This is a genomic window from Psychromonas sp. SA13A (assembly GCF_011378715.1).
GTDB lineage: Bacteria > Pseudomonadota > Gammaproteobacteria > Enterobacterales > Psychromonadaceae > Psychromonas.
The window spans coordinates 117,574-138,583 of the sequence record NZ_WTKU01000003.1 but is presented as its reverse complement, the minus strand read 5'-3'; the positions used below and the strand labels follow the sequence as shown (position 1 = coordinate 138,583).

The following is a 21,010-nucleotide window of genomic DNA, read 5'->3' as shown; positions in this document are numbered from 1 at the left end:
TTAGCGAACCTTCAGCGTAACTAAGCCAATCAACACTAATACGATAGTAATGATCCAGAAACGAACAATTACACGTGGCTCTGGCCAGCCTTTTTTCTCGTAATGATGATGAATAGGTGCCATTCTAAAAATACGTTGCTTACGCATTTTATAAGAGCCCACCTGCAAAATTACCGAGACAGTTTCTAGTACAAAAATACCGCCCATGATCACTAATAAAAATTCTTGACGAACCAATACCGCAATCACACCAAGGATAGCGCCTAAAGCCAGTGAACCCACATCGCCCATAAAGACTTGCGCAGGGTAAGTGTTAAACCATAAAAACCCTAAACCAGCACCGGCAATGGTACCGCAAATAATCACTAATTCACTTGCTTGTGGAATATATGGAATAAATAGGTAATGAGAGTAGTTAACATGGCTAGTTAAATACGCTATCAATGCAAAAGCAGACGCTACCATCACCGTTGGCATAATTGCTAGACCATCTAAGCCATCGGTTAAATTGACTGCATTACTACTACCCACCACGGTGAAATAAACCAATGGAATAAATAATAAACCTAGGTACGGCATATATTCTTTGAAAAAAGGTACCACTAAAGTTAATTGTGCATCACCTTGTGCTGTCATATATAGGACAATACCTAAAGCCAGCGCGGCCACTGATTGCCAGAAATACTTCCAACGTGCAATTAATCCATCGGGATGTTTACGAACCACTTTTAAATAATCGTCCATAAAGCCGATCGCGCCAAAAGCAACGGTAGTAAACAGCACAATCCAAACATATAGATTATCTAATCTTGCCCACAACAACGTGCTTAATACGATCGCGGCTAAAATGAGTACACCACCCATGGTTGGTGTTCCAGCTTTACTGAAATGAGATTCTGGCCCATCATCACGTACAATTTGTCCGATCTGCTGACTTTGTAAATAACGGATCAACTTAGGCCCCGCCCACAATGAAAATGCAAGTGCAGTCAAAACAGCTAAAACCATTCTCACGGATAAGTATGTCAACACATTAAAAAAAGTGTAATGACTTGAAAGTAATTCCGCTAACCAGACTACCATTGTTAAATCCTATTTATATAAAGCTGTTGTACAGCTAATGTAGACGTCTTACGCAGTGGTTTGTTTAATAAAAGCAACGATCTCTTCCATTTTTGCACTACGCGACCCTTTTATAAGCATCACTATTTTAGATTCTTTATCACTTAAATAAGCACAGATAGCTTGTTTAAGTTGTTGTTTATCTGAGAAATGTTCTGCCACTGTTTTTTTCGCAGCCGCATTATACGCATGGGTTGCGAGTTGACTCAAATTTCCTACGGTAAATAATTGCTGAATGCCCTGTTGTTGAGCATATTCACCAATACTTTTATGTTCCTGTTCCGCGAATTCGCCTAGCTCTCCCATATCACCGCAAACCAACACTTGTTGCGCGTCATATTGCGTTAATAAATCAATACCCGCTTTAACCGACGCAGAGTTTGCATTATAAGTATCATCAATCACTGTTAAGCGATCTGAAACTACAGAGCAATTCACTCGACCAGCTACCTGTTGGACAGTTTCCAAACCCTGTTTAATATCCTGTAAGGTGCATCCTAAGGCAATCGCCATGGTACTTGCTGCTAGTGCATTACTGACATTATGTAACCCAGGAAGGTTCAATTGTATGCGTATGTTTGGCAAACAATTGAGGTTATTTATTAATGTATTTGCAAGATTTAATGTAAAGCTCGCTTGCCCGAGTTGATTATGTGTAATGTCAGATGCAAATAGATCCGGTTCCGCTATGTTTTTTGCTCTATCTGTACTTTTAAGTTCAGCTGAAAAAGTAATAAAGCGTTGCTCTTGATTAGTTAAGTTTCGCACAAAATCTGCAGCAAAATCTGCATCTAAATTCACTACTGCAATACCAGATTTATTTAAGCTAGACCAAATTTCAGCCTTTGCAGTCGCCACACCTTGCAACGAGCCAAAACCTTCTAAATGCGCAGGCATTACGTTGTTTACTAGTGCCACATCGGGTTCAACGAGTGCTGAGGTATAGGCGATTTCACCAATATGATTAGCCCCTAATTCAAGTACAGCAAATTGATGTTGTGCTTGTAATCTCAATAGCGTTAATGGCAAACCTATATCATTATTAAAATTACCGGCAGTCGCTAATACTTTGTCCGAGTTCCCATTATGTGCGGATAGTATGGCACTCAATAATTCTTTACAGGTGGTTTTACCGTTACTACCGGTGATCGCTGCACATTTAAGGCCTTTTATTTGCTGCTTGATATAGCGTCCTAATAAACCTAATGCAATTCTTGTATCTGTAACCATCACCACAATGCAATCATCGGCAAAAGTGAAGATGTTGCTTTCACTGCAACTATTTTTAACCGAGTTTTTTTCACCCCTGTTTTTTTCAACCCAGCTCTTTTCAACTAATAGGACTGCGGCACCTTTATCAAGGGCGCTTTGTAGCATGTTATGCGCATCAAAAGTTGGGCCTTTTAATGCAATAAACAGGTCATTTTCACTGATGGTTCGAGTATCAGTACTTACATTATTAATCACAACAGAATTAATTTGCGCTAAAGTCAGATTATCTGATTTCTGATTATCTACATTAAGACTATTTAAATTAAGGCTATCTAAATTAAGCTGACCATCAGTCGCTTCACATAACTGTTCTACGGTGATCGGTATCATACGCTTTGTTCCTGCTGTTTATCTTTGTTCTCAATCAAGTCGCTCAAACACTCTCGATCGCTATAATGTACTTTTTTATCGCCAAAGATTTGATAATCTTCATGCCCTTTTCCAGCCATTAAAATAATATCGTTAGCTTGTGCTGATTGTAGTAAATGTAGAATGGCTTGTTTACGATCATGTATCACTAAGGCCAACTCAGGTTGAGTTAAGCCTTTTTTAATATCTTGAACAATTTGCAGGGCATCTTCACTACGTGGGTTGTCGTCAACAATTACCACTTGGTCTGCACCTTGCTCCGCCATTTTAGCCATTTCAGGTCGTTTGCCTTTATCACGATCACCACCACAGCCAAAGACAGCGATAATACGCCCCTTTTGTTTATGATTTTGCAACGCTTTTAAAGCATTCAGCAAAGCATCAGGTGTATGAGCATAATCAACCACAAACGTGACCTGTTGTTGCGCAAAAAAGTATTGCTCCATTCTTCCAGGCACAACAGTTAACTTAGCTATCACGTCTGCAATTTGTTTAATCGAAAAACCATCCGCCAGTAACGCACAACAGACTGCGGCAATGTTTGAAACATTAAAGTCACCATAAAACGGTGCATTGATAACACCATCACCCCAACTAGAGGCAAATTCAAAACTAATTCCCTGCGCGAGGTACTGTACTTTTTTAATGCTGAAGAAAGGTTGATTTGAAAAATATTGCTGCGCATTCACGCCATAAGCAATGGCCTTTGGAAATTCTTTTAACCAAGCTTGTCCAACTGCATCGTCGGCATTAATAATACGATGTTGCAGAGGGAACTCAGTAAATAATGTCTTCTTAGCGAGAGCATAAGCTTCTAACGTACCGTGATAATCAAGATGATCGCGCGTTAAGTTAGTAAAAATAGCGGTTTGAAAAGGGATAGCTGCAACACGCCCTTGTACCAAACCATGTGAAGACACTTCCATGATTGTATGTTTGGCACCTTGGGATTGATAATGTTGCAATTCACGGCAAACTGAAATGGCATCTAAAGTAGTATTTAAACTGCTTGTTAACTTTCCATATAAACCATTGCCGATAGTGCCCATTTGTGCACTTTGCTGATTCAACAACATATAGCTATTTGCTAGCAAACTAGCAATGGTGGTTTTACCGTTCGTACCAGTAATAGCCGTAACCGCATGTAGATTTTGTTGAGGAAAGTAAAAGCGCATAGCTAATGCACTAAGATGTTTGCCTAGTTGATAAATATTTATGACAGGCGTCGTTGCTTCAAAGCGGATGTGGCCATTGGCTGTTTTATCGGTAGTTTCAGCAAGCACCACTGCAGCACCAGCATTAATGGCATTATTGATAAACCTGCGGCCATCATTAATTGCCCCTTGCAAAGCAACAAATAAGTCACCTTGCTGAACTTCACGACTATCTAAGGTCATGCCAGATAAAGACTGAGTTAATGAAACAGTTAACCAAGGCGCTAGCAACCAAGTAATGTCGATATTATCTTGGTGTTGATTAAGCACACTTTTTACATTCTTTGCTGGCACCGGTTGCGTTTCTTTAACCATTATTTAGCCTCCAAATAGGTGTAACTTTGATCTCCACCATCGGGTAATACATGTGTTAATAACAAAGTACTTTTCATCACGGCAGAAAATACAGGCGCAGCCACATCGCCGGCATAGTAACGATCACCCTGTGGTTCATTAATCATCACAGCAATTGCAAAACGAGGACGACTAGCCGGTGCTACTCCTGCAAAGACAGCAACATAATCATCACCGTAACCACCTGCTTCAGCTTTTCGAGAAGTCCCAGTTTTACCGGCTATACGATAACCTTCAACTTTGGCTTTTTTTGCGGTACCGCCTGGTTCACTAACCCCTTCCATCATTGCAACGACTTCAAGCGCAATATTTTTAGGAATAACTTGTTCGCCTGGATATTCTGGACCTTTGATAATAGACAAAGGATATTGCATACCACCACTACCTAAGATGGCATAAGCTTTAGCAAGCTGTAGCGTTGTCGAGGTAATACCATATCCAAAGGACATAGTGGCTAATTCAAAATCAGACCAACGATGGCGAATAGGTAAACGCCCAACACTTTCACCAATCAAAGCAATACCAGTATCATTACCAAAACCAAAATCAGCAAAAGTTTGCTGCAATTGCTCTGGTTTTAAACGTAAGGCTAATTTACTTACCCCAATATTACTGGACTTTTTCAAAATTTTAGCCAAATCCATTTTTCCGTAGTTGCGACCATCGCGAACGCGACGACCACCAATGGTCATCCAACCAGGAGAAGTATCAATCACTTCATCAACATCGGTTTTATGGTGTATCAATGCACTAGCAACCACTAAAGGTTTAACCGTTGAGCCTGGTTCAAAGGTATCAGTAATCGCTCGGTTACGTAATTTGTAAGCTTGGTATTGAGTACGATCGTTTGGATTAAATGAGGGGTAATTGGCCATCGCATAGATTTCACCGGTGTGAACATCTAACACCACAATAGAACCTGAAGTTGCGTTATTCATTTTAATTGAACGTTTCAATTCAGTATAAGCAACAGCTTGAATACGCTGATCAATAGTAAGCTGTAAATTGCCTGCTAACTTTTTCTCTTTAAGTACTTCAATATTATCAATAACATTACCTAAACGGTCTTTACGAACACGTTTTTTACCGGTTTGTCCTTGTAAGTAATCATTATAACTTTTTTCAATACCTTCAATACCCTGTGCATCTAAATCAGTTAACCCTAAGATATTGGCATTAATTTCACCAGTAGGATAAAAACGATGAGACTCTAATTGGCTAGCAATCCCGGACAGTTTTAACTGCTTAACATATTGCACCATAGGATCGTTAACTTGACGTTTTAAATAAGCAAAACGTGCCTTAGGTCGTTGAATTATTTTAGCAATAGCTTCACGTTCAATGCCTAATACCTCGGCTAACGCAGACCATTTTTTTGATTCATAAAAGTATTTTTTGGTATGTCGCTCTAACCCTGTTTTGGGATTGACAACAACACTATCAGCCCACTCTTCAAGGGTGAAAGCAAAATGTTTTTTGACCTCTTTAGGATCTACCCAAATAGCAAAGGCTGGTACACTGATCGCTAACTCTTCACCATTACGATCTTCAATATTACCTCGATGCACCACGGATTTAGTGACACGCAAACTACGTTTGTCAGCTTCATTGGTTAAGTACTCAGGTTCTAAGATCTGTATAAAGGCAAGGCGGGAAATTAAGGCTATTGCAATTAATGAAATAGTCACAGCAACAAAAACATATCTACCCGAGGAATAACTCAGGTAGATTTTTTTCTTTCTTGTTTGTGAGCTTCCCTTTGCCCTTGATGTCGTCCGTCTTTTATTCATCGAATTTCCACTAATACACTATTTTGTTTGGTTGGTTGCGACATTGATAACTGTTTGGTTGCAACTGAACGAATGCGACTATGTTCATCGAGTGTATGTTCTTCGATCAGCAAGTTTTTCCACTCGATCATTAAGTTATCTTTTTGTTGAGATAAGAATTCTTTTTTTGTCACTAATTCTCGTGTTTCATGAGTGATGTAAATGTTATACAAAGCACTGATTAATATCACGATTCCTAGGATCACCAGGATCGCGTTTTGACGTAAGTCCGCTAATATCAGTAATAATAAATTTTCACGAGAAGCCACCATCTAGTTAACCTCTGGCTGTCTCAATTTGACAGCAACACGCAATACCGAGCTACGAGCGCGTGTGTTGACAGCAATTTCTTCAGCACTTGGTTTAATCGCTTTACCCACCGCTTTTACGTTTTTACCCACTTGCATTTGTGCGTCAGTTAAAGGCAAACCAGGCGGATACTCAGGCCCTTTTTCCTGCTTACGAATAAAGCGTTTTACAATACGATCTTCCAGAGAATGGAAACTGATCACCGAAAGTTGACCACCAATCGCCAAAATATCTAAAGCACCGTCTAATACCTTATGGATCTCTTCTAACTCACTATTGATATAAATACGAATGCCTTGGAAACTCCGCGTTGCAGGGTGTTTTTTCTTTTCACGCTTAGGACATAAACGCTCAATTAACTGTGCTAATTGCAACGTGCGAGTAAACGGAGTTTCTACTCGATCTGCGACAATCGCGCGTGCAATACGGTAGGCAAACTTCTCTTCACCGAAAGTTTTTAAGGCCCAGCCAATATCATCAACATCTGCTTTTGCCAACCAATCTGCGGCACTAATGCCCGAGGTCGGGTCCATGCGCATATCCAATGGTCCATCGCGCATAAAACTAAACCCGCGCTCTGCGTCATCAAGTTGTGGAGAAGACACACCAAGATCTAATAACACACCGTCTATTTTACCGGCCAAACCTAGGTCTTTAATGTATTCAGCCAAACCTGAAAAAGGTCCATGAACGATTTGAAAGCGACTGTCTTCTTTTTGTAAAGCTTCTGCGGTTGCAATTGCACGCGGATCTCTATCGATCGCAATCAAACGACCATTTGGCCCTAGTTTTGATAAAATATGTCGTGAATGTCCACCACGTCCAAATGTCCCATCGACATAAATCCCATCGGGTTTAATCGCTAGTCCATCAACGGCTTCATTTAATAATACAGTTATATGCTCACTCATCTAGAACGAGAACTCCTTGAGAGAATCACTTAATTCCATGCCTAATGACATGTCACTTTGTAGATCTTGCTGAACTTGTTGATGCCACACTTGCTCATCCCAAATTTCGAATTTATTTAATTGTCCGACTAACATTATTTTTTTATCTAGCTTTGCATGCTGGCGTAAGGTGGGCGCAATTAAAGTACGGCCATTTTTGTCTAACTCACATTCACTGGCATGGCCTAAAATTAATCGCTGTATACGTCTTTCCTGTGGGTTGGTACTTGATAAACCACGTAATTTATTTTCAATCAATAGCCACTCATGTAATGGATAAAGCAACAAACAGTTCTGCGTTTGAAAATCAATCGTGCACACAAACTGCCCCTGACAAGTGTCAGATAGCCAATCACGATACCGAGTAGGGATCGCTATACGTCCTTTTGTGTCGAGATTGATCGCATTTGCACCACGCAACATGACGGTTCAGTTCCATTGATTGATGAGTGAAAGATCCATTTTATAAGAAAAAGATCCACAAAACGACACTTTTTCCCACTTTTGGACACCCAGTCTAATATTCTGCGATATTATTGCAAGCAATGGATCTTTTAAAATGAGGATCACAATCACACTTTCCTCGGCTAGGTATTTTATTTATTTGTTATATCGGTTAATAAAAAAGTGAAATTATCCTCAAAAGGCGACCAATTAATAAGTTGCGTGATATACTCCGCCGCTTAATACAATTTAACCAATAAACTCGGAAGGAAATTCCTTTGCAAGACGAACAATTAAAAGCTTTTATCATCAATCAACTTGAAGACATGAAAGCAAAAGAAATCGTAACTATTGATGTTGCAGGTATCTCAGATGTCACTGACACTTTGATCATATGTACTGGTACTTCAAAACGCCACGTACGCTCAATTGCAGAACAAACTGCATTAGCAGCAAAAAACGCGGGTGAAGTGCCACTAGGCGTTGAAGGCCTTGAAGGTAGTGAGTGGGTATTAATTGATATGGGTACTGTGGTTGCACATGTAATGCAAGATGAAACTCGTCAATTTTATCAACTAGAAAAACTATGGACTGAAACAGCGTAATGAAAATTCAGCTAATTGCAGTGGGTACTAAAATGCCTGACTGGGTTGAAAAAGGTTACCTTGAATATGCACGGCGTTTCCCAAAAGAGATGCAACTTGAGTTATTAGAAATTAACGCAGGTAAACGTGGAAAAAACGCGGACATTAAGCGTATTTTGAAAAAAGAAGGTGAATTAACCTTAGAAGCGATTCCAAAAGGTAATAAAATTGTCACGTTAGAAGTGACAGGGAAATCGTGGACAACAGAACAATTAGCGAATGAAATGACTAAGTGGCAGCACGATGGGCGAAATATTAGCCTATTAATTGGCGGGCCTGAAGGTTTAGCACCGGAATGCATTCAACAGTCAGAGCAACGCTGGTCTCTTTCTGCATTAACCCTACCGCATCCATTAGTAAGAATCTTAGTTGCTGAAAGCTTATACCGAGCTTTCACGCTAACCATTAACCACCCTTATCACAGGGAATAAAGTTGAAGAGAAAGCGTAATAGCATACGTAACCACAGTGCTGAATCAGCCCTCTTTTTACGTAGAACTCTAGTTGTTTTCTTAGCAATACTGCTTGCAGTGGGTATTTTGATCTCCAATTTGTATTACCTACAAATTAACTCCTTCGATACTTACAAAACACGATCTAATGCCAACAGGATCAGTGTACAAACAGTGCCGCCCAATCGTGGTTTAATCTACGATCGCAACGGTGTTATTCTCGCTGAAAATAGACCGGTTTATAGTTTGCAAGTTATTGCCAATAAAACCAATAACTTAACAAAAGATATTGAACGGCTAACCAAACTTTTATCTTTAACAGATAGAGAATTAATTAAATTTAAAAGCCAAAATCGTTATTCACGATCTTTTAAAGCGATCACTATTCGCGATCAGTTAACGCCTGAAGAAGTCGCACTATTTACCGTTAACCAACATCTCTTTAAAGGTTTTTCAATTCAAGCGAGCTTAAAACGTTATTATCCTTTTGGTAATGCATTCACACACGTCTTAGGTTACATCGCAAAAATTAATACTCGAGATTTAGAAAAAATTGAACAACGCGGTGAACGCGCACGTTACCAAGGTACTCGCTACATCGGTAAATTAGGTATCGAACGTTATTACGAAGATATTTTGCACGGTCAGCCAGGACAACGCCAGGTGGAAGTGGATAGCTGGGGTAAAGTGATCCGCACCTTGCAATTTACAGCACCAACACCGGGTAAAGATATCACCCTTAATATTGATATTAATTTACAATTAAAAGCACAAGAGCTATTGGGTGATAACCGCGGTAGCATTGTATTAATGGAAGCAAAAACCGGTGCAATATTAAGTTTAGTATCGGCACCAAGTTACGATCCAAACTTATTTGTAACAGGGATCAGCCAGAAAAAATATCAATCTTTACTGTCCTCTCGAGATCGCCCATTAATAAACCGTGCGACTCAAGGCCGCTACCCTCCAGCTTCGACCATCAAACCACAAATGGCGTTATTAGCGTTAGATGAAAAAGTGATCACCGAAGAAACTAAAATAAAAGATCCTGGTTGGTGGATTGTACCTAACTCCAAACGCCGTTTTCGTGACTGGAAACGCTGGGGGCATGGTTTAGTTGATGTGTTCCATGCTATTGAACAAAGTTGTGATACCTTCTTTTATGATACTTCCTATAAGTTAGGGATTGACCGCATCGAGCCCTTTATGCGCTTATTTGGCTTTGGTGAGTACAGCGGCTTAGATATTGCAGAAGAAACAAAGGCAATTATGCCATCACGTGATTGGAAGCGAGGCCGCTTTAATCAACCTTGGTACGATGGAGATACTATCTCGATTGGTATTGGACAAGGTTACTGGACGGTTACACCTATTCAGTTAACAAAAGCAACGGCTATTCTGGCAAGGCGTGGAGAAAATATTAAACCGCATGTATTACGCTCGATCACTGCTGCGGGAGAAACCTCAACGCCAGTGTACGAAACCGCACCGATCATCAAATTACACAGTAGCCGTTATTGGGATATTGCGTTAAAAGCCATGCAAGGCGTAACCAGTAAACGTTCTGGTACCGCTTATCGTGCTTTTGGTGATGCACCTTATACAGTTGCAGGTAAATCGGGTACAGCTCAGGTCATCAATATCAAAGAAGATGAAGTTTATGATGCCGATAAAATTAATGAACGTCACCGTGATAATGCGATGTTTGTTGCCTTTGCTCCCTTTGAATCACCTGAAGTTGTGGTCTCAGTTGTATTAGAAAATGCAGGCGGAGGCAGTAGTAATGCAGCACCTATCGCGCGTGAATTATTTGATGAATATTTTAAAAACATACATCCAATCGCACCTAAATCTGCACCGGATTCATAATTATGGTTAGCACCCAAGCTCAAAAAAGTATTTTTTATCGTTTGCATATCGACCCGTACCTATTGCTGGGTTTATTTGCACTAATGAGTATTAGCTTAACGGTATTATATTCAGTGGCCGGCTATGAAATGGTCTATCGTCAATTGGTCCGTCTCGCCATTGCTTTAACCGTGATGATTGTGATTGCACAAATACCACCGGAATGGTATCGACGCTGGACACCCGGTATATTTATTATTTGTGTGATGTTATTGATTGCCGTATTGGTAATAGGTCATACCGGAAAAGGCGCACAACGTTGGCTAGATTTAGGCTTTACTAAGTTTCAACCTTCAGAAATTATGAAACTGATCATGCCTTTAATGGTCGCGTATTATGTCAGCCAACACACACTTCCAACACGTTTTACACAAGCCCTTGTTGCCCTTATCATTGTTATTATTCCGACATTAATAATCGCTAGACAACCGGATTTAGGTACCTCTATCTTAGTCGCCTCTTCGGGTTTATTTGTACTGTTTTTATCGGGTATTTCTTGGTTATACATTGCTATTGCTTTGGCGGGGGTGATCGGGTTTATTCCTATTCTATGGTATTTTTTAATGCTCGATTATCAGCGCGGGCGAGTATTAACCCTACTTAATCCAGAAGCGGATCCCTTAGGTGCCGGTTACCATATTATCCAATCTAAAATTGCCATCGGTTCAGGCGGACAATGGGGAAAAGGTTGGCTAGAAGGCACACAATCGCAACTAGAGTTTTTACCGGAACGACATACAGACTTTATCTTCTCAGTATTTTCAGAAGAGTTTGGCTTTATGGGGGTGTTGTTATTACTGAGTATTTACATTTTGATTATTGGTCGTGGCCTGTGGATTGCTAATCAAGCGCAAGATGCCTTTACCAAACTGATCGCAGGCAGTATCATCCTGACCTTTTTTGTTTATATCTTTGTGAATATTGGTATGGTGAGCGGATTATTACCTGTGGTAGGTGTTCCACTTCCAGTGATCAGCTTTGGCGGGACGTCGATTGTTACCCTACTGGCAGGATTTGGCATTCTAATGTCTATTCACACTCATAAACGCTTTAATATAAAACGGTGACCCCACAATGAAGAATTTAATCCTATTCAGCTTAACCTGTATTTTGTTAAGTGCCTGTAGTAGTGAGCAAAAACGCTATCAATATAGTGATGATCATGCGCCTACGGCTATTCCACCATTAGCACATATAGAAGATGTGAATCCTCGCTATGAGCCACAATCTCGAGGTGGTAACAAAGACTATCGCGTACGTGGTATCGACTACAAAGTATGGCGTGATATTACCGAGCTAACGGAAACTGGCGGTGCTTCTTGGTACGGTAATAAGTTTCATGGTCACCTCACTTCCAATGGTGAACGTTATAACATGTTTGCAATGAGTGCAGCGCACAAAAACCTGCCTTTACCAAGTTACGTGCAAGTCACTAACTTAGCGAATAAAAAACAAATTATTGTGCGAGTGAATGACCGTGGTCCTTTCCATAAAGGGCGTATTATTGACCTGTCCTACGCGGCGGCTAAAAAACTAGATATTATTCAGGCAGGTACAGGACAAGTTGAAATTAAATTAATCCACTTTTCTGAAGATGAAAGTACTAGCTTATTAGACAAACAACAAAATGAGAGTATCTACGGTACCTTTACCATTCAATATTTAGTGACATCAAGTGCAGCAAAGGCAACTCAACTATCCAACGCATTAAAAACTAAACATAACGTAGCGACTTTTTTTGAACAAAAAAATAACCTCTATTATCTACGTATAGGTCCTTTAAGTAGTGAAGCAAAAACAGAAGCTTTATTAAAAACTATTCAAAAAGACTACCCTAAAGCTTACATTATTCATCAAGAGCCTTAATATTAACACAGACTTATTAACTGCTTTTTGACAGAGCATACTTTTAAGATAATATGCCTTTTTAAGATGGCATCGCTTTTCTAAAATCAGGAAAGCTTGCTCAGAAAATAAAAATGCCGCGTTGAATGGATTATATTCAACGCGGCATTTAACTTTTATAACAATTACTTATATAACAGTTAGTTTTATTACTTTATTTTACTGTAATTCCAAAAAAGCTTAGCTATTTAAGTCAATACTTCAAGTATTTCCTAAACACTCCAGCAACGTTATTGTCCTATTATTTAAGTTTAAATTTATTGATAATAGCCACTAACTGTAGATTTGATTCAGTTAAATGATGGGTGCTATTGACCGTCTCTTTACCATTAACACTGAGTGTATCGACCATACCTTGAATCGCCGTCATATTACGATTAATTTCTTCACTCACAGAACTCTGCTCTTCTGCAGACGTTGCTATTTGCCCTACTAAGTCATTAATATTAAGTACGGCTTCAGTCACTAAATCAAGCGAAGAAGAGACTTTAGAAGTTGTAGTTGCAGTACTGAGGCAACTTTGTTTAGTTGAATCCATACTAACCACGGCAGCTTCAGAACCAACACTTAACTTTTCTAGCATAGTATTAATTTCTATCGTGCTCTGCCTTGTTCTTGCGGCAAGTGCCCTTACTTCATCGGCCACCACGGCAAAACCACGACCATGTTCTCCGGCTCTTGCGGCTTCTATCGCGGCATTTAATGCAAGTAGATTAGTTTGCTGTGCAATTTCACCAATCACATTCAAAACACTACTAATTTGAGCACTGTCTTCACTCATTGATATAATTGTCTTGCCGGTATCTTCAACCTCATCGACTAAATCCGTGACACTCTGAACAGCTTGTTGTACCGCTACTTTAGATTGTTCTGCTTCGCTATTGGTCGCCTCTGTCTGTTTCGCGGCATTAGCTGCACTTTCTGCCACTGCATCGGCTGTCGCACTCATTTCATGAATAGAAGTCACCGCCATTTCCATCTCTTCGCTATGCGATTGCAATAAGCGATGGCTCGACTTGGTCAAGTCTTCTAAGGTATTTATCTGATTGTTAATGTTGACACTAGAGTGAGAAACATCGAGCATCATAAGCTGTAGGTTTTCTATGAATTTATTAATACCATCAGCAATCTTACCTAAATCATCACTTGTTTCCACCTTCAGGCGATGTGTTAAATCACCACTGCCATTAGCTAAGTCTGTGATCACATTTCTTAATGTCACAACAGGACGGAAGGCAATATTTAGAGCTAAGACACTAAGTGGAATAATCACGGCAGCAGCGATTAATAATGCGATAGTAATGGAATTATTGAGGTTATCGGTATTACCTTGTATATAACTATTATCGATGTAACCGGTCAGCGCCCATTCGTTACCTTCAATGCTAAAGGTATTGCTAATAGGCGTTAAATCACCCTCTATTTTGTTAGAGAATAAAACAGTGCCCACAGAGTCTTTTAATTCAACGTAACTACCATCTACGGCAGACATTTCAAAAAGACGACGTATTTTTGTAAGGTCAATGACAAAAATATCACCGGCATCATCAGCTTCTTTTTTAGTAATATTGATGTAAGGGATCTGATTTTCAAAATAGACATTACTGATTGATAATGGATCTTTTGCATTAGCAATTTGTGCGATATATTTTTCGTTGTTTGACGGCTCATCAATACTGCCTTGTTTATCAAATACCGACCCATACTTATATTTTATAATATTGCTAAAACCAGTGGAGTCGACCGCCTTTTGTATTTCCGTAAAACTAAAATTACTATTACGAGCAAGTTTTACATTATTTTCAAAATCATTAATCAACTGATCTTTAACGAGATTAAGCTGAGCTTGAATATTCTGGGTGTCATTTTTATAAATGTATTCTTTAATATAATAATTTGCACTTAAGAATGAAATCATTACTGAAATCGTAATGATGGCAACAACTAATGTTAATATTTTTGCTTTGAATGGAATTTTCTTAAAACTATTTTGCATGTAATTACTCGCTTGCTTTTAGTTAATTGCTTATTTACTGACTTATGTAGCTCAACTGTTTCGATATGCTCAGACTTATTCGTTTAATGCCTAGCTTGGGCAGCATCAAAATCCGCTGCAAATAAATCTAAATAAACGGATTTGATATTAAAAGTAGTGCAAACATATTCAATTGATAAATTAATAAGATGGGTTCACAACTCACGACTAGATTGATTGTAGTAACTTTTTAATTAAAAGCTTGGTTACATTTAATTAACATCTACAAATGCAGAGAAGATCACAAAAAAAGCAATCTTACTTATTGTTTTAAAAGGATAAAAACATTAACCTATAATTTTTAATCAAATAAAAGACAACTATTTATAAGTCGAATTTATTGCTTTACGCAGGTTATTTAAACACATCTTAAATTTTTACAATTTTATTTGAACAATCATTCAAATAAGCCTTGATAAGCATTAAACCATCCCCATTACTTAACTATGGTTACAACAAATAATTTTGTTTAACACAATTAATTACAACGATTAGTAACAACAACTAATTACAACAAGGGAACATATAATGGCTATTGATTTACTTTCACCGTTTAAATTAAACGACACGATCACGCTAAGTAATAGAGTATTAATGGCACCACTGACCCGTTGTATGGCAGATGATGATTTAGTCCCTACACAGGATATGGTTGATTATTATGCACGTCGAGCTGATGCTGGCTTAATTATTAGTGAAGCGACTATTATTCGCCCCGATGCACAAGGCTACCCTAATACTCCCGGATTATTTACCCAACAACAAATTCAAGGTTGGAAAAAAGTCACTGATGCCGTACATAAAAATGGCGGTAAAATGTTTGCGCAAATATGGCATGTAGGTCGTGTCGCACATCCACACTTTTTCGATGGTGAAGTGTTAGCCCCTTCTGCGATTGCAGTTGAAGGTTCTGTTCCGCGCATGCGTGAGCTAACTTATATCACGCCTAAAGCTGCGACGATTGAAGATATTCAAGGCTTAATAGCTGATTATGCAAAAGCGGCTGAGAATGCAATAGAAGCGGGTTTTGATGGTGTAGAAATACATGGTGCAAATGGCTATTTGATCGACCAATTTTTACATTATGCAGCCAATACACGTGGCGATGAATACGGTCAAACACCTGAAAATATGTCTCGCTTTGCACTACAAGTAGTTGATGCGGTGATCGCAGCAATTGGTAACGATCGTACTGCATTACGTTTAACGCCGGGTGCGTACTTTAATATGAGCGAAGATAATCGCGATCAAGCTATTTTTGATTACTTATTAGCGCAACTTGAGAGTAGAAACTTAGCTTACTTACACGGTGGAATTTTCGATGACAGCACACGTTTTGACTCATTACAGGGTAAAACAACGTCTGAATATTTACGTGCAGGTTACTCAAAGGGTACTTTAGTCGGTGTAGGAAGTTACAGCTTTGAAAGTGCAAAAGAGGCTATTAATGACGATAAGTTTGACCTAATTGCAATTGGTCGTCCGTTTATTGCTAATCCAGATTACATTAGCAAAATGATTCATGGTGAAGAGACCCTTGCTTATAGCGATGAAATGCTAACAGAATTAAAATAATAGCAGATCTGGTTTTGTTCTATGTAACGGGTATGTATATACCCTATAAAACCAAGCTTAAAATAAAGGCAATAAATAAAGACAACCTGCATTAATTTCGGTTGTCTTTTTTATTGAATATTTTTATGTTCAATATCTAATAACTTCGCAAGCAGTTAAAGAAAAAGTAAATTATTACTTGCGATAAGGTCCTTTAAACAGTGAAAAGAGGCATAGGCGCTTTTAGAAAAGTTACAAAATAAATATCCTAGCGATTTTGCTGTACGATAAAAAACGCTAGGAAACAATCTCTAAATTAAGCGGCACTAGCCTCTAATTCTGTCACTTTACGGTCTTTTGCTATCAAACTATAACCAACAATAACAAATACCCCTTGGCATGCCATGACTGCGCTCATGGCTATTACACCATACTCACTGAACAGTGACACCATTGCGCTAGCTAGTACACACAACATCATCTGTAAAAAGTTCAATAAGCCAGATGCTGACGCACTGCTACTTTTGAAAGATACCAATGCATTATTTGCTACAATCGGATAAATTGCACCGTTGGCTGCTGCCATAAAACACATCGGAATTAGCAAGGGAACAATACTATTACCAGTGCCTACCACCGCAACTGCAAAAGTTGCAATCACACTTAAAATGAAAGTTTTCAGTAACAATGGCAGTATTTGCTCAGTGTTATAGCGATTTAGTAATGTCCGACAAGTATATCCACCAATGATAAAAGCGATAGTTTGCGGTACATAACTCAAACCAATATCAGTACCTGAATAACCCATTGCACTCATTGCAAAAGGAGACCCGGTTAACCATGCAAAAAAGGCTGCTGAACAAGCCGCATAAATGATCATATTACCGCTGAATTTTTTTGATTTTAAAATACTAACATACTGTTTTAAAATCGAGATTGAAGGTTGATCAGTTACCTTTTGCTGAGTAACGTTATTACTACTAAAATCGATTAAACTACTTCGGATCGCCCAAACAACACCAATTAAAAGTAAACAATAAAAAATGCTCTGCCAGCCAAATTGAACTTCAAGTAAACCGCCTAATAATGGTGCTAATGCAGGAGACAATGCGACTAACGGCATAACTGTAGCAAAAATATGCTGAGAAGTTTTATCATCATATTTTTCGATAACAAAAGATTGCCAAATAACTGTCGCCCCCGCAGCACCTAAAGATTGTATAAAACGCCCTACTAATAATTGTTCTACATTACCCGATATTGCACAGATAACTGTACCAATACTAAAAATAGCTAAGCTAGAAATAAGCACTTTTTTTTGACCAAGTCGTTCGCTTAATGGCCCATAAATAAGCTGACCTATCGCCATACCTAACAGGAAGATACTTAATGACCAACCGATCATCTGATTTGTTGTTGCTAAATTTTGGCGTAATACATCAAAAGCCGGGAGGTACATATCAGTTGCAAGGAAACCTAGCATGCTCAATCCAGATAACCAAATATAAGGAATTTTAACCTGTTGTTTAATCATTTAAGTGCTCTATATAATAAATTTGCGACAGTATATTCTTGTACAAAACGAGATTAAAACGGTATATTTTAACCTTTACCATCAAAAAAGTTGACGTGTATGTTTTCTCACCATGATTTGATTGTTATCGATACAGTTGCCCGCCGCGGAAGCTTCTCTGGTGCCGCGGAAGAGTTGCATAAAGTGCCCAGTGCAATCAGCTACACGGTGAAATTAATTGAAAATAAATTAGACGTATTGCTGTTTAAGCGCCTACACCGAAAAGTACAGCTCACACCTGCGGGTGAGTATTTTGTCTCACAAACACGTTTGCTACTTAAACAGATGTCGGAAGTGAAAGTACAAACACAGCGAGTTGCTAATGGCTGGCAAAGTAGTGTTTCTATAGCACTAGACAATGTTGTAAGGGAGGCGTCCGTAAATCAACTGGTTGCAGATTTTTATCAGCAATTCCCAGATATTGAATTATTACTTACCATGGAAGTGTTTAATGGTGTTTGGGATGCATTGGTTGATGGCCGTGCTGATATCGCCATTGGTGCAACTTCTGCAGTACCGATTGATGGCGGTGTGGCTTACCGGAGTATGGGGGAGTTATCATGGGACTTTGTCGTCAGTAAAAATCACCCTTTAGCAAAGCAAAACGAAGCCTTGACCGAACAACAACTAATTACCTATCCAAGTATCTGTTTAGAAGACACTTCGCGCATATTGCCAAAGCGTACCACCTGGCTACTCAATAACCAACGTCGGTTAGTAGTGCCTAACTGGCATAGTGCAGAACAGATTTTTATCGCAGGATTAGGAGTTGGATTAATGCCTACGCATCGTGCAAAGCCATTAATCAAACAAGGACTATTAGTAAAGAAAACGTTAGCTTTTGGTGCTCAAGATAATAGCCCTTGTTGCTTAGCGTGGCGTGATGGTGCTCTACCACCGGCAATAAAGTGGTTATTAAACTATTTAGGAGATAGTGAAAAATTACATCAACAATGGTTGGCATAAACATAAAAACAGCTGTCAGTTACTCTCTGCCAGCTGTTAATAAAATCTAAACATACAAAGTAATTAAAATGTGTAATTTATGCGCCAGCTATCTTCATTTTTTTAATTAAGATAGAACCCGTTTGTAAGCTACTTCTTGGGTCGGTATCACAACCAACAGCACTAATATCCATGAACATCTCTTTCAAGTTACCAGCAATAGTAATTTCATGAACAGGGTAAGCAATCACACCATTTTCGACCCAGAAGCCCGCCGCACCACGAGAGTAATCACCGGTCACCATATTAACGCCTTGCCCCATTAACTCAGTGACAAATAATCCGGTGCCCATCTCTTTTAATAGACCAGCTAAATCAAGTCCGCCATCCTTTACAAACCAATTATGGATACCGCCAGCATGGCCAGTACTTTCTAGACCCATTTTACGTGCAGCATAACCCGTTAATAAATAAGTTTGTAAAAAGCCATTGTCGATAATATTGCGTTTTATAGTACGTCCGCCTTCACTATCGAAGGGTGAACTAGCAATCCCTTTAACGATATGTGGGTCTTCAGAAATTGACAACCAGTCAGGGAATATTTGAGTATTAATTGAGTCTAATAAAAATGAAGATTTTTTATATAAGCTTGCGCCACTAATCGCACTCACTAAATGACCAAATAAGCCACTTGCCATTTCAGGACAAAATAATACAGGGCTTTCCTGTGTGCCTATTTTACGGGCACCTAAACGTTCAACCGAGCGCTTCACTGCTTGTTCAGCAACCCATTGTGCAGAAAAGAGGTCATCCATATCACGGGCACTGGTATAACTATAATCACGTTGCATCTCACCGTTTTCCTGTGCAATTAAGACACAACTTAAACTGTGGCGACTGCTGCCATAACTTTCTAAGAAACCATTGCTGTTACCGTACACCTGCAAACTAGTATGGCTATTAACACCTGCACCATCTGAATTAACAATGCGTTTATCTAAATTCAACGCAATATCTTCACATTGTTTGGCTAAAGCTAACAGTTGGTCGGTATTTTTATCACTTGCATGGTATAAATCTAAATCAATGGGAGCTTGTTCTAAAAAGCGTTTATCTAATAAGCCTGCATAGGGGTCTTGGCTTGTATACTTGGCAATATCAACCGCCGCTTTAACACTCGCAGCAATCGCCTCTTCGCTTAAATCAGCGGTAGAAGCGCTTCCTTTGCGGTGATCAACATAAACACTGATCCCCATTGCACCATCGTGGTTAAACTCAATGTTTTCAACTTCACCTAAACGGGTGTTCACAGAAATCCCAGCACTTTTCCCTAACGCAACTTCAGCTTGGCTTACACCTAAATCATTGGCAATATTAAGCGCCGTATTAACGGCATTTTCTAGTAACTGTTTCTGTTCAATCATGTTTAAGCACCACAATGTATAATTAAATTTAAGATAAGAAATAATAACATGGATTAAGGTAAGCATCTTGTGATGATGGTATGATGCGCTTAATTATTTAATCCCTAACGTGATAGACCATAAGCTATGAATAAAAAAGTTGAAGAGATCTTTGAAGAAGACGAGATCAGTAAGTCGCAAATTAAACGTGAAGCTGAAGCTTTAAAAGATATTGGTCGCCAATTAGTGGCCTTAAATACAAAGCAATTAGCACAAATCCCTGGTAGTGATACTTTGATGGAAGGGATTAAAGTAGCGCATAAAATATCCACTAAACATGAAGCATTACGCAGACAATTACAATATATCGGGAAAGTATTACGTACCGAAGATATGGAAAAAATTACTGCTAAGTTGGATATTCTCAATGATAACAACCGTAAACGTACCCATGCAATTTCGCATTTACAGTTGTTAACGGATCAGTTGATTGAATTAGGCGACCCTAAAGTAAATGATGCGCTAGAGATGTACCCACAACTTGAACGTCAAAAACTACGCCAAATGATTCGCCAAGCGAATAAAGAAAAGAAATTAGAAAAACCAGCTAAAACTGCTAAAGAGCTGTTTGTCTACTTAAAAACCAACTGTTTATAAGTAGCTGTCTTTATAAAACATTAACAAAGCTAAATAAAAAGCCTGTGCAGTGAATGAACTGGACAGGCTTTT

Annotated in this window: 18 protein-coding genes; 8 read left to right on the top strand and 10 right to left on the bottom strand. The window is 39.0% G+C overall.

All coding sequences use genetic code 11. The features are described from left to right. The 7 genes from mraY to mraZ are packed head-to-tail and all read right to left on the bottom strand — an operon-like array spanning position 1 to position 7,842. Entirely contained in the window at positions 1 to 1,083 is a 1,083-nt protein-coding gene (mraY, locus tag GQR44_RS04640) for a phospho-N-acetylmuramoyl-pentapeptide-transferase (protein WP_166369744.1), read from the bottom strand. A 48-nt stretch (positions 1,084 to 1,131) separates the two neighbouring features. Then, positions 1,132 to 2,724, bottom strand: coding sequence for a UDP-N-acetylmuramoyl-tripeptide--D-alanyl-D-alanine ligase (gene murF / locus GQR44_RS04635; protein ID WP_166369742.1), 1,593 nt, complete (start codon positions 2,722 to 2,724; stop codon positions 1,132 to 1,134). Next, on the bottom strand, positions 2,721 to 4,292 hold the full coding sequence (gene murE / locus GQR44_RS04630) for a UDP-N-acetylmuramoyl-L-alanyl-D-glutamate--2,6-diaminopimelate ligase (RefSeq protein WP_166369740.1): 1,572 nt from the start codon (positions 4,290 to 4,292) through the stop codon (positions 2,721 to 2,723). The genes murF and murE overlap by 4 nt, the downstream gene beginning before the upstream one ends. Next, the gene (locus GQR44_RS04625) at positions 4,292 to 6,121 is read right to left on the bottom strand and encodes a penicillin-binding transpeptidase domain-containing protein (RefSeq protein ID WP_166369738.1); all 1,830 of its coding nucleotides are present in this window, start codon (positions 6,119 to 6,121) and stop codon (positions 4,292 to 4,294) included. The genes murE and GQR44_RS04625 overlap by 1 nt, the downstream gene beginning before the upstream one ends. Then, positions 6,118 to 6,432, bottom strand: a complete 315-nt coding sequence (gene ftsL / locus GQR44_RS04620; RefSeq protein ID WP_028869773.1) for a cell division protein FtsL — start codon at positions 6,430 to 6,432, stop codon at positions 6,118 to 6,120. The genes GQR44_RS04625 and ftsL overlap by 4 nt, the downstream gene beginning before the upstream one ends. Further along, positions 6,433 to 7,380, bottom strand: coding sequence for a 16S rRNA (cytosine(1402)-N(4))-methyltransferase RsmH (gene rsmH / locus GQR44_RS04615; protein WP_166369736.1), 948 nt, complete (start codon positions 7,378 to 7,380; stop codon positions 6,433 to 6,435). Next, the gene (mraZ, locus tag GQR44_RS04610) at positions 7,381 to 7,842 is read right to left on the bottom strand and encodes a division/cell wall cluster transcriptional repressor MraZ (RefSeq protein ID WP_028869771.1); all 462 of its coding nucleotides are present in this window, start codon (positions 7,840 to 7,842) and stop codon (positions 7,381 to 7,383) included. Positions 7,843 to 8,141: 299 nt separating this feature from the next. Here mraZ and rsfS point away from each other — a divergent pair, with 299 nt between their 5' ends. From rsfS to GQR44_RS04585, 5 genes are read left to right on the top strand one after another with little or no spacing between them, the layout of a single operon-like run. Further along, entirely contained in the window at positions 8,142 to 8,468 is a 327-nt protein-coding gene (gene rsfS, locus GQR44_RS04605; RefSeq protein ID WP_137297296.1) for a ribosome silencing factor, read from the top strand. Continuing rightward, positions 8,468 to 8,938 carry a 23S rRNA (pseudouridine(1915)-N(3))-methyltransferase RlmH gene (gene rlmH / locus GQR44_RS04600; RefSeq protein ID WP_028869769.1) on the top strand — a complete coding sequence of 157 codons (471 nt, stop codon included), beginning with the start codon at positions 8,468 to 8,470 and terminating at the stop codon, positions 8,936 to 8,938. The genes rsfS and rlmH overlap by 1 nt, the downstream gene beginning before the upstream one ends. A gap of 2 nt (positions 8,939 to 8,940) precedes the next feature. After that, positions 8,941 to 10,827, top strand: coding sequence for a penicillin-binding protein 2 (gene mrdA / locus GQR44_RS04595; protein ID WP_166369734.1), 1,887 nt, complete (start codon positions 8,941 to 8,943; stop codon positions 10,825 to 10,827). A gap of 2 nt (positions 10,828 to 10,829) precedes the next feature. Further along, on the top strand, positions 10,830 to 11,933 hold the full coding sequence (gene rodA, locus GQR44_RS04590) for a rod shape-determining protein RodA (protein ID WP_166369732.1): 1,104 nt from the start codon (positions 10,830 to 10,832) through the stop codon (positions 11,931 to 11,933). A gap of 7 nt (positions 11,934 to 11,940) precedes the next feature. Further along, positions 11,941 to 12,732, top strand: coding sequence for a septal ring lytic transglycosylase RlpA family protein (locus GQR44_RS04585; RefSeq protein ID WP_166369730.1), 792 nt, complete (start codon positions 11,941 to 11,943; stop codon positions 12,730 to 12,732). Positions 12,733 to 13,012: 280 nt separating this feature from the next. Here the strand turns inward: GQR44_RS04585 and GQR44_RS04580 are convergent, their stop codons facing one another. Beyond that, the gene (locus GQR44_RS04580; protein WP_166369728.1) at positions 13,013 to 14,767 is read right to left on the bottom strand and encodes a methyl-accepting chemotaxis protein; all 1,755 of its coding nucleotides are present in this window, start codon (positions 14,765 to 14,767) and stop codon (positions 13,013 to 13,015) included. A gap of 567 nt (positions 14,768 to 15,334) precedes the next feature. On the opposite strand from GQR44_RS04580, the gene GQR44_RS04575 reads away from it, so the two are divergent. Further along, complete coding sequence (locus GQR44_RS04575; RefSeq protein WP_166369726.1) at positions 15,335 to 16,381, top strand: alkene reductase; 1,047 nt, start codon at positions 15,335 to 15,337, stop codon at positions 16,379 to 16,381. Between the two features lie 295 nt (positions 16,382 to 16,676). Here GQR44_RS04575 and punC read toward each other — a convergent pair whose 3' ends face one another. Then, a complete protein-coding gene (punC, locus tag GQR44_RS04570; protein ID WP_166369724.1) occupies positions 16,677 to 17,894 on the bottom strand; it encodes a purine nucleoside transporter PunC in 1,218 nt (405 codons plus the stop codon). A gap of 99 nt (positions 17,895 to 17,993) precedes the next feature. Here punC and punR point away from each other — a divergent pair, with 99 nt between their 5' ends. Then, positions 17,994 to 18,899, top strand: coding sequence for a DNA-binding transcriptional activator PunR (punR, locus tag GQR44_RS04565; protein ID WP_166369722.1), 906 nt, complete (start codon positions 17,994 to 17,996; stop codon positions 18,897 to 18,899). 77 nt (positions 18,900 to 18,976) lie between these two features. On the opposite strand, the gene pmbA is transcribed toward punR, so the two are convergent. Further along, complete coding sequence (gene pmbA / locus GQR44_RS04560; protein ID WP_166369720.1) at positions 18,977 to 20,302, bottom strand: metalloprotease PmbA; 1,326 nt, start codon at positions 20,300 to 20,302, stop codon at positions 18,977 to 18,979. Between the two features lie 126 nt (positions 20,303 to 20,428). Between pmbA and yjgA the strand changes: the two genes are divergently transcribed. Further along, a complete protein-coding gene (yjgA, locus tag GQR44_RS04555; protein ID WP_166369718.1) occupies positions 20,429 to 20,938 on the top strand; it encodes a ribosome biogenesis factor YjgA in 510 nt (169 codons plus the stop codon). Positions 20,939 to 21,010: the final 72 nt, after the last annotated feature.